Annotated in this window: 11 protein-coding genes; 5 read left to right on the plus strand and 6 right to left on the minus strand. The window is 70.6% G+C overall.

Annotated elements, in window-relative coordinates:
- From AB0M92_RS38505 to AB0M92_RS38520, 4 genes are all read left to right on the plus strand, one after another.
- Positions 1–1,569, plus strand: a 1,569-nt coding sequence (locus AB0M92_RS38505; protein WP_366107052.1) for an alpha/beta fold hydrolase, incomplete at its 5' end; no start/stop codon positions are given.
- Positions 1,570–1,766: 197 nt separating this feature from the next.
- Positions 1,767–2,882 carry a 4-hydroxyphenylpyruvate dioxygenase gene (gene hppD, locus AB0M92_RS38510; RefSeq protein WP_366107053.1) on the plus strand — a complete coding sequence of 372 codons (1,116 nt, stop codon included), beginning with the start codon at positions 1,767–1,769 and terminating at the stop codon, positions 2,880–2,882.
- A gap of 71 nt (positions 2,883–2,953) precedes the next feature.
- A complete protein-coding gene (locus AB0M92_RS38515; protein WP_366107062.1) occupies positions 2,954–4,012 on the plus strand; it encodes an alpha-hydroxy acid oxidase in 1,059 nt (352 codons plus the stop codon).
- A 163-nt stretch (positions 4,013–4,175) separates the two neighbouring features.
- Positions 4,176–5,477, plus strand: coding sequence for a cysteate synthase (locus AB0M92_RS38520; protein WP_366107054.1), 1,302 nt, complete (start codon positions 4,176–4,178; stop codon positions 5,475–5,477).
- Between the two features lie 49 nt (positions 5,478–5,526).
- Here the strand turns inward: AB0M92_RS38520 and AB0M92_RS38525 are convergent, their stop codons facing one another.
- From AB0M92_RS38525 to AB0M92_RS38545, 5 genes are all read right to left on the minus strand, one after another.
- Positions 5,527–6,174 carry a histidine phosphatase family protein gene (locus tag AB0M92_RS38525; protein WP_366107055.1) on the minus strand — a complete coding sequence of 216 codons (648 nt, stop codon included), beginning with the start codon at positions 6,172–6,174 and terminating at the stop codon, positions 5,527–5,529.
- A 150-nt stretch (positions 6,175–6,324) separates the two neighbouring features.
- On the minus strand, positions 6,325–7,707 hold the full coding sequence (gene dpgC / locus AB0M92_RS38530) for a (3,5-dihydroxyphenyl)acetyl-CoA 1,2-dioxygenase DpgC (RefSeq protein ID WP_366107056.1): 1,383 nt from the start codon (positions 7,705–7,707) through the stop codon (positions 6,325–6,327).
- Positions 7,704–8,405, minus strand: a complete 702-nt coding sequence (gene dpgB / locus AB0M92_RS38535) for an enoyl-CoA-hydratase DpgB (protein ID WP_366107057.1) — start codon at positions 8,403–8,405, stop codon at positions 7,704–7,706. The genes dpgC and dpgB overlap by 4 nt, the downstream gene beginning before the upstream one ends.
- Before the next feature lie 23 nt (positions 8,406–8,428).
- Positions 8,429–9,577 carry a 3,5-dihydroxyphenylacetyl-CoA synthase DpgA gene (gene dpgA / locus AB0M92_RS38540; RefSeq protein WP_366107058.1) on the minus strand — a complete coding sequence of 383 codons (1,149 nt, stop codon included), beginning with the start codon at positions 9,575–9,577 and terminating at the stop codon, positions 8,429–8,431.
- A gap of 52 nt (positions 9,578–9,629) precedes the next feature.
- Positions 9,630–10,970 (minus strand): PLP-dependent aminotransferase family protein, encoded by a 1,341-nt coding sequence (locus AB0M92_RS38545; protein WP_366107059.1) that lies wholly within the window; start codon positions 10,968–10,970, stop codon positions 9,630–9,632.
- A gap of 467 nt (positions 10,971–11,437) precedes the next feature.
- Here AB0M92_RS38545 and AB0M92_RS38550 point away from each other — a divergent pair, with 467 nt between their 5' ends.
- A complete protein-coding gene (locus AB0M92_RS38550) occupies positions 11,438–12,241 on the plus strand; it encodes a hypothetical protein (protein ID WP_366107060.1) in 804 nt (267 codons plus the stop codon).
- Positions 12,242–12,452: 211 nt separating this feature from the next.
- Here AB0M92_RS38550 and AB0M92_RS38555 read toward each other — a convergent pair.
- The coding region (locus AB0M92_RS38555) for a hypothetical protein (RefSeq protein ID WP_366107061.1) at positions 12,453–12,708 on the minus strand (256 nt) is incomplete at its 5' end.

Below are 12,708 nucleotides of genomic sequence, written 5' to 3' on the forward strand. Positions count from 1 at the left end.
GGTGTCGCGGGTGAGTTGTACGTGGCGGGTGCTCAGTTGGCCCGGGGTTATCTGGGGCGTGCGGGTCTGACGGCGGAGCGGTTCGTCGCGGATCCCTTCGCGGTGGTGGCCGGTTCGCGGATGTATCGCACCGGTGACGTGGTGCGCTGGTCGGCGGATGGTGTTCTGGAGTTCGTGGGGCGTGCTGATGGCCAGGTGAAGGTGCGGGGTTTCCGTATCGAGCCGGGTGAGATCGAGGCGGTGCTCGCCGGCCATGAGCAGGTCGCGCAGGCGGCCGTCGTGGTCCGGGAGGACCAGCCCGGCGACAAGCGCCTCACCGCCTACGTCGTGTCCGCCGCGGGCGATGCGATACCGGCTGATCCGCTGCGCCGGCACGTCGCGGAGCACGTGCCGGACTACATGGTGCCGTCCGCGTTCATCACCCTTGCTGCTCTGCCGTTGACGCCGAACGGAAAGCTGGACCGCAAGGCGCTGCCGGCTCCCGCGTACGCCACGGACGCGTCGGGGCGGGCGCCGCGGACCCCGCGCGAGGAGATCCTGTGCGGGCTCTTCGCCGAGATCCTCGGCGTGGAATCCGTGTCGATCGACGACGGATTCTTCGACCTCGGCGGGCACTCGCTGCTGGCGACCCGCCTCGTCAGCCGGATCCGGACCGTCCTCGACGTCGAGGTCGGCATCCGATCCCTGTTCGAGACCCCGACCGTCGCCGGACTCGCGGAGCGACTCGACGAAGACGAAGTCTCGGACCCGTTCGACACCCTCCTCCCCCTGCGCAGGCAGGGCTCGGACAGCCCGCTCTTCTGCGTGCATCCCGTGGCGGGTCTGAGCTGGTGCTATGCAGGCCTGATCAAGGAGCTGCCGGCAGACGTACCGATCTATGGCCTGCAGTCCCGGGGGGTGGGCAGCGCAGAACCCGCCGCGACGGTCGAGGAGATGGCCGCCGAATACGTGCAGATCATCCGCTCCGTCCAGCCCGCCGGACCGTACCGCCTCCTGGGATGGTCCTTCGGAGGGCTCGTCGCGCACGCGGTGGCCGAAGAGCTCCAGAGGCAGCAGCAGGACGTCGGCCTCCTCGCGGTCGTCGACGCCTATCCGCCGTCGACACAGGCTTCCGAAGTGGAGGACGATCGGCAGGGCCTCATCAGGGCCCTCGCCGAAGCCGCCGGTCTCACCCTCCCCGACAACGCCGGTGTGGGCGAGGACGCAGAGGGCGTCTCGAACCTGCTCGAAGCCTACGCAGCCGACCAGATGGGTGAGGTGGCACGGAGCCTCGACGTCGACGTCGACCAGGCGTCGGGCCTGATCGACGTGATCGAGAACAACCGCAAGCTCGCCCGGTCCCTGACCCCGGGTGTGGTGGAGGGAGAACTCCTCTTCTTCCGCGCGGGCGTCGACAACCCCATGCCGTTGACCGGTCGCGAGGCGTGGACTCCCCATGTCACCAGCGGAGTTGCCGAACACGTGATTGAATGTGATCACATCGGCATGATGCAGCCCGAGCCGCTCAAGCACATCGGCCGTGTACTTCGGGACCGGCTGAAGCCCGGAAGGCCCGCCGACACCCCCTGACCTGCCGCCGGAGACGGGGCGCGGACACACGTGCCGCGCCCCGTCTCCCCCCGCACGGCCTTCCCGGCCGGGCGCGTCCGCGCCCGGCCCCCTGCCGCTGCCGTACGCATGCGGGCGCACACCTGACATCGGGAGCGCTTTTGTCCTTTCTTCTCCTCTCAAATGCTTTCTCGCCACGCAAGAGAACTGGAGTTTCCATGACGTCTTCCCAGGCCAAGACGGTCGTCGACGACTTCGAGCTGGACTACGTGGAGATGTACGTCCGCGATATGGACGAGCAGGTCGCTCTGTGGCGTGACTCCTACGGTTTCGTGGAGCTCGCGGCCGGCGGCTCCCCCGAGCAGGGCTTCCGGGCCACGGTGATGAGCCAGGGATCGATGAGGCTCGTCGTGACGGAAGCGACGACGGAACGGCACCCCGCCTCCGACTACGTACTCGCCCACGGTGACGGCATCGCCAACATCGCTCTGCGCACGGGGGATGTGCGCAAGGCGTTCCGCCAGGCCGTCGGCAACGGCGCGCAGGCGCTGGCCGAACCCGTGGAGCATGCGGCGGACGACGTGGCGGTCGATGCGACCGTCTCCGGATTCGGCGACGTCGTGCACACCCTGGTGCAGCGGCGTTCGGGCAAGGCGGCCGGGCTGCCCGCCGGGTTCCGTCTGCTCCCCGGCACCGGCGAAGGGGCACAACCCGCGGCCGCCGACGGGCTGCGCCTCCTGGAGATCGACCACTTCGCCGTGTGCGCGAGCGTCGGTGAGCTGGACGCGATGGTGGAGCTCTACGAGAAGTCGTTCGGGTTCGACGAGATCTTCGCGGAACGGATCGTCGTCGGCACCCAGGCGATGCTGTCCAAGGTGGTGCAGAGCAAGTCGGGCGAGGTGACGTTCACGATCCTCCAGCCCGACCCCGAGGCGGACCCCGGGCAGATCGACGAGTTCCTCAAGAACCACGTCGGGTCGGGTGTGCAGCACGTGGCTTTCGCCGCAGACGACGTGGTGCGGTCCGTCGGGGCGCTCGCCGGCCGTGGTGTGGAGTTCCTGACCACCCCGGACACGTACTACAGCCTCCTCAAGCAGCGCATCTCCCTGAGCAAGCACTCCCTGGAGAGCCTGCACGAGCTGAACGTCCTCGTCGACGAGGACCATGCCGGACAGCTGTTCCAAATATTCGCGCGCTCCACCCACCCGAGGCGCACCCTCTTCTTCGAGGTGATCGAGAGGTGCGGTGCGGAGACCTTCGGGAGCTCCAACATCAAGGCCCTGTACGAGGCGGTGGAGATGGAGCGTCTCGCGAACCAGAGCAACTCCCTGTGAGCCGCTCCGTGCCGGCCACCGGGCCGTGGGGCGCCGACCGGGACGTGCAGGACGTGTACTGCCTGGAGGACATGGAACGGGCAGCACGCGAGGTCCTGCCCGCGGACGTGTGGGACTTCGTCTCCGGCGGCAGCGGCGGCGAGATCACGCTGGCCGCCAACCGTGCGGCACTGCGGAGGATCGCCCTCGTTCCGCGCGTCCTTCGGGACGTGGCGCATTGCGACGCGCAGACGTCGTTGTTCGGCGTGCCGCAGGCCATGCCGGTGGCCGTCGCCCCCATCGCGTACCACAAGCTCGTCCACCCGGAAGGCGAGCTGGCGGCCGCGCGCGCGGCCAAGGCGGCGGGCGTTCCCTTCACCGCAGGCACCCTGAGCAGCTGCACGATCGAGGAGATCACCCGAATCGGCGGAACCGTCTGGTTCCAGTTGTACTGGTTGCGCGACCGGAACAAGACCTTCGAGCTCGTCGAACGGGCGGAGGCCGCGGGGTGCGCGGCGCTGATGCCGACCGTCGACGTGCCGTGGATGGGGCGTCGGCTACGGGACGTCCGCAACCGGTTCACCCTGCCCCCCGGGGTGGAGGCCGCCAACCTGACGTGGGGGTCGGGCTCCGAGGCCCATCGGGCGCCGACGTCCGGATCCGCCGTGGCCTCCCACACCGGATCCGCCCTGAACCCCTCTGTGACCTGGGCGGACATCGAGGAACTGCGGCGCCGTACGAGGCTGCCGATCATCCTCAAAGGGGTGCTCGCCCACGAGGATGCGAGACGCGCCGTCGACGTCGGCGCCGACGGCATCGTCGTGTCCAACCACGGCGGCCGCCAGCTGGACGGCGCGGTCGCCGGAGTCGACGTCCTCGCGGAGATCGCCGCCGAGGCCGGCGGCGACTGCCGGGTGCTGCTGGACAGCGGCATCCGCAGCGGGACCGACGTACTGCGCGCCCTCGCACTGGGAGCCGATGGCGTGCTGGTGGGGCGCCCGGCGCTGTGGGGGCTTGCAGCGGCGGGAGAGCGGGGCGTCGCCCGCGTCCTGGACCTGCTGGCGGAGGAACTGCGGGACGCCCTCGGCCTCGCGGGATGTGACGGAGTGCAGGCCGCCCGGGAGATCCGGACCGTGACAACGGCCGGATAGCCCGGAAACCCTGTCGGACCGGTGACGGCGGCCGGCACGTGCCACTCGCGTGCCTGCCGCCGGGCCGTCCCGGCGCCCCCGGCGGCCGGGACGACGGATCACACGGGACCGATGCGCCTGCGGACGACGTGCCGGTGCTGACCCTCGGAAAGGAAATGCGGAAATGGAGAAAAGGGTGAGCCGCCACTACACGGTGTTCTGTCCGCAGTGCGGACAGCGCGGTCAGGACGACGGCATCACGCTGTCGTGCAGCCGCGACCACGGGCCGGCGCTGCTCCGGTCCGACTACGCGGTGAAAGAGTTCGCGCCGCAGCCCGACACCGAGGGGCTGTTCCGCTACCGGGACTGGCTCCCGGTCACCAGAACGTTCCCCACGACGGCCCGCACGGCCGTATTCCAGAGCGAGGAACTCTGCGCCCAGCTCGGCCTGCCGAACCTCTGGATCGCCTTCAACGGGTACTGGCCGGAGCGCGGGGCCTTCCTCGAAACGGCGACGTTCAAGGAGCTGGAGGCGTACGCGGTCCTGGGCCGTCTGCCCGCGGAACCGCCCGTGCTCGTGGTGGCCTCCGCCGGCAACACCGCCGCGGCCTTCGCCTCGATCTGCTCGCGCCACCGGCGACCGTGCCTCCTGATCGTGCCCCGTCGTGGCCTGGCCAGGATGAGGTTCCGGGCACCGTTGGACCCGGCGGTCAGGCTCGTGGTGCTCGACGGCGCCGACTACTCCGACGCGATCGCCCTCGCAGAATCGGTGGCCGCGCTCCCCGGCTTCCAGGCCGAGGGGGGAGTACGCAACATCGGTCGGCGCGACGGACTCGCGACGGTCCTCTACGCGGGGGTGGAGGCCATGGGCAGGATGCCCGGCGTCTACGTCCAGGCCGTCGGCAGCGGCGCAGGCGCCATCGCCGTCCACGAGGCGGCGACCAGACTCCTCGGCACGGGACGCTACGGCACGGACCTGCCGCGGCTCCTGCTCTGCCAGAACGCCTCGTTCGCTCCGCTCGCCGACTCCTGGAAGTCCGGTACCCGACAGCTCGCCCCGTGCGGCGCCGACGACGCGCGGGCCGCGACGAGAACCGTGTTCGCCGACGAGCTGACCAACCGCTTCCCCCCGTACGCCGTGCGCTGCGGCGTCTACGACGTACTCACCGAGAGCTCCGGCGACGTACTGACCATCGAGCAGGAAGCGGCGCAATACGAGAGGGACGTCTTCGGCAAGGCCGAGTCCATCGACATCGAGCCGGCCTCCGCAGTGGCGCTCGCCGGGCTCCGCGAGGCCGTCCTGGGCGGCCGCATCCCCGAGCAGGAGCACGTGCTCCTCAACATCACGGGCGGCGGCCGGGCACGGCTGGCACAGGACCACCTCCTGTACGACGCGCAGCCGGCCCTGGTGGCCGATCTGCAGGACGCAGCGGTGGAGGGCCTCGTGGCGCGGATCGCCGGGCTGTTCCCCGACCGGATCCGATAGGCCGAACCACCCGGGGCGAGGCGTCGTGCGGACGCGCGCGGCCCCGCCGTCAGCCCTCCGCGAACTCCGTCTCCTGCGGAGCCCCGGCATTGCGCACCGACAGCCGCCAGCCCGAAGGCTCCTCGCTCAGCACGTGCCAGCCGCAGTTGGACAGGCCGGCCAGCGACATCCACTCCGTGGGATCCAGGCCGAGGACACGGCCGGCCGTTGCCCGGATGGTGCCGCCGTGACTCACGACGACCAGCGTCCCGCCCTCCGGGAGCCGCGCGGCATGGCGTTCCACGACGGCGGTCGCCCGCTCGGCCACTTCGGTGTCCAGCTCGCCTCCTCCGCGGCGCACGGGCTCACCCCTTTTCCAGGCCTCGTACTCCTCGCCGTACCCGGCCACGATCTCGTCATGGGTGAGCCCCTGCCACCGGCCGGTGTACGCCTCGCGGAGCCCCTCCTCGGGGGTGGCCGTCCGGTGCGTCAGCGCGGACAGGCAGCGCGCCGTGGCGGCGGCCCGCCTCAGATCGGAGGTGATGAGGGCATCGGGGGCGAGGGCCGCCAGCACCCGTGCGGCGCTCCGCGCCTGCGCCAGGCCCTCGGCGTTCAGTTCGATGTCGGTGGTCCCCTGGAAACGCTGTTCCCGGTTCCAGGCGGTCTGACCGTGACGCCACAGGACGATGCTGCGGCCCCGCGAGCTTGTGGCAACCATGATTCCTCGAAGTCTGTCGTACGCGGGGCCCTGCTGCGGGGGCCGATGACGGCGCATGGAGCAGGGCCATGGCCCGGCGAGGGGCGGTGACGGGGCAATCCGCCGGCGCGGACGGCCCCGGCAGGGAGCCGTCCGCGCGCGGGCGGAACGTCAGCCCCGGGCCGGGGCCGCCTTCCCGGCCGAAGCCGCCGAGAAGCGGCCGACCTTGTCGAGCACGTCGGCGTCGTACAGCCGCAGGGCCTGCTGGAGCGCGAACTCGGCCATGTAGGCGCGGAACTGGTCGACCGGCTCCTCGGCCAGGTTGAGCATGCGCCGGTTCGCGAGGACTGCAGTGCCGCGCAGCCTCTCCGCGCTCTCGGCCACGGCCGCGTCGAGTGCGGCCGGCTCGTGCACCTCGTCGACGAGCAGCCGGGCCGCAGGCTCGCTCGCGTGGATGCGCCGCCCCTCCAGGATGACCTGCCGGGCCAGCCTCGGCCCGACCGAACGCGTCAGCCGGAAGTTGGCCACGCCCGGGATGATGCCCTCCTGCGCGGCGGGCAGGCTCACATAGGCGTCCGACGCGGCGATGACGTGGTCGAAGAGCAGGAGCAGCTGGGCACCGCCCCCGATGGCGAAACCGTCCACGACGGCGACCCAGGGCTTGTCGACGGTGGGACGCCGCCAGTCCGCGGCTCCCTCCGGCCTCACACCCCGGACCAGCTTGTGCAGGTAGCCCAGCTCGCGGCGCAGCAGGAAGTCCACGAGCGAGATGCCGCCACCGTGCAGCGCCTTGAGGTTGATGCCGGCGCTGAAGACCCGCCGACCGCGGTAGCGGGGATGGGACATGACGCCGCCCCGCAGCACGCCCACCTCGGTGGCCGGGTCCAGGAGGACCAGATCGACCGCCGTCTCCATGTCGTCGACCTGCTGGTCGTCCTCCGCGTTCAGGGAGTCCTCGCGACACATGGTCAGATGGGTGACCGCACCACGGCGTTCCACCGTCACGGACGGCAACCGGACCGTTCCGGCGCGGGTGAACTCCGCCAGCAGCGCGAGCGCCGCGGGAGTGGGCCGGAGCATCGCGTCGAGCAGATGGGCCCCGGCCGTGGGGGAGCGCAGCACACGGCTGAAGAAGATCCCCTGGTCGATCTCGTGGCCCTCTTTGTGGGACTGGGCCCGCGTGCGCTCGGCGGCCAGCTGCTCCGCGGTGGGCACGAGTCCGGGAAAGCGCACCTCGGCCTCCCGGACCAGCTCGGCGATCCGCAGGTGACGGGACCGGTGATCCGTCAGCTCGTCGTAGACCGCCTCCGCGTGCGCGTCCATGAACGCCGCACGCAGGGCCCTGGCGGCGTCGACCGCCGCGGAGGCCTCGGCGCGCTGACCCGGAGAGCGATCCGCCGGCTCGCCGAGGTCGGCGAGCAGGGCAGAGGTGGCCGTGGCCTCGCGTGCCAGCACGAGCCGCGCCGCATCCGGATCCGTGGGGAGGGCAGCTGCGGCCTCGGCCGCAGCTGCGGCGTGCGGGTGCGGGTGCGCCGATACGTGGTCGACGGTCATACGGCCGCCCCGGGGGCCGCCGACTGCAGCAGAGCCCGGTCGCATGCGGCCAGATGGGCGCCCAGCGCCTCCTCGAAGCCCGTCGTCGCGGCGTCGAAGAGCAGCTGGCGCCGGATGGCCAGCTCGTATCCCCGCGCGGAGGCGATCGACGCGACGGCCGTCGCCAGTGCCGCCTCGACGTCGTCCGCCACGGCGTCGACCAACTGGAGGGCCACGGCCTCCTGCGCACCGATCGCGGCGCCGAAGAGGACGGCACGGCGGACCGCGGCGGCACCGGCGTGGGACCTGCCGAGCCGGTACAGGGTCATGCCCGGCCAGGTCGTCCCGTTCTCGACCGGCATCACCAGGCTCGCGGCGCCGTCGGCTATGCGCCGGTCCGCGCACAGGAGGAGGTCGAGCGCGAGACCACCGCACGGACCCTCGGCCGTCGCGATCGTCGCCGCCGGCAGGCGTTCGAGCCGGCGCAGGGCCCGCTCCCACTTGCTCACCAGGGAGACCGTCACCCCGTCGGCCTGGGGTACTGCGGGGACGCCCGAGAGCCGCAGGACCAGGTGACCGGCGGTGAGTCCGTCCTCGGCACCGTCGCAAGCCGCGTTGACGGCGGCGACGGCGTCCGGGGACAGGGGCAGACGGCCGTCGACGGTCAGGGTCGCGGTGGCGGCGTCATAGGCCGCGGAGGTCGTGCCTGTTTCGGTCATGGTTTCCTTCACCTGCTCCTCATTCACCATTGAACGAGTGCCGTTTCGATGGTGGAGCCCGGGCCCATCGTCATCAGGACGCCGTACTCGCCGGGTGCGGCCACGCCTTCCGCGAGCAGCCGCTCGTAGGAGAACAGGAACGAGCCGCTGGAGAGATTGCCGTAGTCGCGCAGGACCCCGGTCGTGTGCCGCACGTCGTGGCGTGTGAGCCCCAGGTTGATCCGTACCGCGTCGATGACCTTCTTGCCGCCGGAGTGCACCAGCCAGTGGCGGATGTCGGAACGGCGCAGGCCGGCCGGGGCCAGCAGGCGATCGACGACCCGCTCCGCGTGCGCACCCACGACGTAGGGCACCTGCGGGTCCAGGTAGAAGCTGAACTTGCCCTGCTCGTCACTCCAGTCGTACCGCATCGCGTCGATCGCGTCGGTGATGAGGTGGCTGGAGAAGCCCAGGATCCGCGGCCCGTGGAACCCGCGGTGCGCGCCGACGGGCGGCGGGGGCTGCGACGGATCGGCGACCAGGGCGATGGCGGCGGCGCCGTCCCCGAAGAGGCTGTTGACGACGGCGGTCCGCATCGTGCCGTCGATGACGTACGCGGCGGAGCAGGCCTCGACGCACAACATGACGGCCACCCGGCCCGGATGTGCGGTGGCCCAGCCGGCCGTCGCCTGAAGGGCGTTGAGGCCCGCGTTGCAGCCCATGCCCACGACGTCCACCCGGCTCGTCTGCGGGCGCAGTCCCAGGGAGCGGATCAGCAGGGCGCTCAGGCCGGGGGTCAGGAAGCCCGTGGTGGTCGTCACGCACAGGTAGTCGATGTCCTGCGGGTGGATGCCCGTGTCGGCCAGGCACTTGCGGATCGCGCCCGCCCCCATGTCGAGGGCGAGCTTCTTGTGCTTGTCGAGGAGTTCGCCCTGCACCTCGGAGCGGAGCGCGCCGTGCCGGTCGCGCGGAGGCAGGGAGAGGAAGCGTCTTTCGATGGCGCTGTTGAGGAAGACGGACCGCACCTTGGGGTCCGATATCTCGAACAGGTCGAGGATTTCCTGCTGGGTGTACGAGGTCCCCGAAACGGCCGTCGCGACGCCCGCGATCCGCGGGGCGGTCAGTGCCGGGCCGGGGGAGGGTATCGGCGGTTCCAGTGGTTCGGCGTACCGGGGGTTCATCGCGGTGGTCATCGGAAGGTCCACCCCCACATACGCGGCTTGCTGCGTATCAGTTCCAGTGTGTTCAGCAACGTGTCTGTTTCCTCGTGGGCCGTGACGGGTCCTGGACAGCGCTCTCATCCCTGATGAAACGTGCCAGGCGCCCGACCCCGTCGGTGATCTCGGACTGGGTCAGGTAGCTGATGGACAGGCGGATGCTGTTGGCTCCGCCGCCCTGGGGATAGAAGTAGGACATGGGCGTCCAGATGACGCCGAACTCCTCCGCCGAACGTTCCAGTGCGGCGTTGTCCGCGAGGAACGGGACGTCGACGGTCAGGAAGAACCCGCCCGTGGGCCGGTTCCAGCGCACGCCGAGTGCCGCGCGCTCCTCTTCGGGGAAGACCTCGTCCAGTTCCCGCAGGATGGCCTGCATCGCGTCGCCGTAGTAGCGGGAGGTCTCGACGTTGATGTCGGCGGTGCGGCCGTCGGCCGCCAGCAGCATCCCGCCCACGGCCGCCTGACCGAGTGCGGACGTGTTCACCGACACCATGCTCTTGATCTTGGTGATCTCGTCCACCAGCAGACCGGTGGTGCCGTCCCGGTCAACGACGACCTGGTCCGCGACGGCGAAGCCCACCCGTGCACCCGGGAAGAGGGTCTTGGAGTACGAGCCGAGGTGTACGACGCGGCGGTCGCGGTCGAGGGACTTGAGCGTGGGGACCTGGCGGCCCGGGCTCACCATCCGGTACGGGCTGTCCTCCAGCAGGAGGAAGTCCTCCCGGGCCGCGAGTTCGAGGAGCCCCCTGCGCGCTTCCACGGAGAGGGTGACACCGGACGGATTCGAGTGGTCTGGCACCACGTAGAGCGCCCGCGGGCGGCGTCCCCGGGCCCGCTCGGCCCGGATCGCGGCCTCGACGTCGTCGCAGTGCAAGCCGTCGGCCCGCTCCTCCACGGGGGCGAGGGTGACGTCGAGCAGCCGTGCGGCGCCGGTGATGCCGACGTAGCAGGGGCTCGCCACCAGGAGCACGTCGTCCCGGCTCGCCATGAGGGCGCGCAGCGTCAGGAGCATCGCTTCCTGGCAGCCGACGGTGACGACGATGGCCTCGGGCGGCACGTCGATGCCCTCGTCCTTGCGGAGCGAGTCGGCGATCAGTTCCCGGATCTGGCCGTGGGTCGGTCCGTACTGGAACACCGCATCGCGGATTTCACCGGGCGTGTGCCCGGTCTTCGCCAGGTGGTCCAGGTAGCGGCGGATGTGCCCGAAGATCTCTTCCGTGTCGAAGAAGCCGTCGTACGGGCGGCCGGGGGCGAAGGAGACCGCCTCCGGGTAGCGGTGCGTGATCCCGTTGAGGAAGTTCATCGTGTCGAGAACCGGATCGGAGACGCTGGCGTGCAGCTCCTCCTTTAACAGATGGTTGGCTGCCATGCAGGCACCTCCCGCGGGTAGGCCATCGACCGGCCGCCCGCCTGTGATCTCGTAGGAACAAGATTTTTTGGCAGGCTACCAGCAGGTCAACCGGCGGCATAGAGCCCTTGGATCATGGTGGAGCGCCGATCGTACCGGGCGCGTCCCACCGCTGCGCTCCACGAGACGGCTCCCGCGCGGCGTTCTCAACTCCTTTGTTCCGTGTTTGACTTGGAGACACGGCGCTCTGCGGAGTGCGCATCGGGCGGGCCGCCATTGTCGAGCAGACGGTCGTGGCTCCAGGCGTGGGCGCGGTCTCTGCCGTCGAAAGGACTCCCGGCGTACCTATGGGGGATGCTCGCCTTGAGCTCGCCGGCGGCCGGATTGGGCGCGGCTCGGAGGCGGAACGTAGGCACAGCTCGCGCGTTCACGTGGCGGATTCGGCACAACCCGCCCGATTCCCGGTAGTCCTTGGCACCATGCGTCGCGTGACATGGGAAGCAGTCGTGGCCGTAACGTCCGCGGTGACCGCACTGGTTGCTGTTCCGGTGACCCTGGTCGCCGCGCACTGGACGAGACGGAGCACGGACAGGGCAGCCGATGCTGCGATCGTCGCGGGACTCGGCCAGTCCGAGGCCGCGGTGCGGGCCGCGCGCCTTCAGGGGCGCACGGGTCGGGAGCACGCGTTGGAGAGTGATCGTCGGGCGGCCTGTACGGAGTTCCTTCGAGCGGCCGACCTTCTCGTGCGTACCGTCCGGGAGCTGCCTGCAAGCCCCTTCGAGGCGCGTAGGGAGGCGCTCGGCGGAAGGGTCACGGCGCTGATCGAAGCCAGAGCGGGCATCGCTGTTCTCGGGCCGGCGGACGTGTCGGCCCGGGCCCAGGACGTGCTGGAGCAGTGCATGCGACTGGAGAGGCTGGCGCTGCGCCGGGCGGTGCTGCGGTCCGCGGTGGACGCGCTGGAGCGTCACTGGTGCCGCCGGTGCAACCCTGAGTTCTGCGAAGATCCGCACCACAGTGCCGCGTTCGTCGCCTGGGACCTTCTGGCGGGTTGGGGACGCCTTGAGGACGAGGAACGGTGGGAGGAGCTCGACTTCCTGGAGTGGCTATTGGAAGAGAGCCTCGCCTTCACGGCGGACGAGGTGGCCCAAGTCCTCCAGGTGGCTGACTCCGTGGCGCACTGGGACGAGCTGATGGGCGGCCTGGTACGCGATCCGCTGCTTGAAAGGTTCCATGCCGTACTGGACGAGTTCGCGGCCGCGGCACGCGGCTCATTGACCGCCACGGCCGGCTAGGCCGTGTCCGAAAGCTGACGACGACAGCGTCGACCCCGGACATTCGCCCGGCACCCGGGGGCCGCCGGGTGAGCTCGCGGGCCGCATGGTCGGCGAGACACTGCGTGCCCTGACCATTTCGTCCGGCGCCCCGTTCCCTGACGGCCCCAGCGTCCTCTTCGCCACCGCCTACCGCTCCACCATCACCCCCGGCGGCGCGGCCCCCGGCGGGTTACCACTGGCCGGTGATGGGGGTGTCGCCGGGGTTGCCGAAGCGGGTGGTGTAGATGACGGTGGTGGAGTCTTTGGCGGCGCCGTAGAAGTCGGATTCCGTGGGCCGGTAGACGCCGATCTTGTCGGTGCCGTCGCCGTTCCAGTCGCCCTTGACGGGTATGTCGCCGGCGTTGCCGAATGTGATCTGGTGGTTGATGTCGGCGGAGGTGTTGGAGTCGGTGAGGTAGAAGGTCTGGTCGGTGGGGCGGTAGATG

The sequence above is a fragment of the Streptomyces sp. NPDC051582 genome (genome assembly GCF_040681715.1).
Classification (GTDB): domain Bacteria; phylum Actinomycetota; class Actinomycetes; order Streptomycetales; family Streptomycetaceae; genus Streptomyces.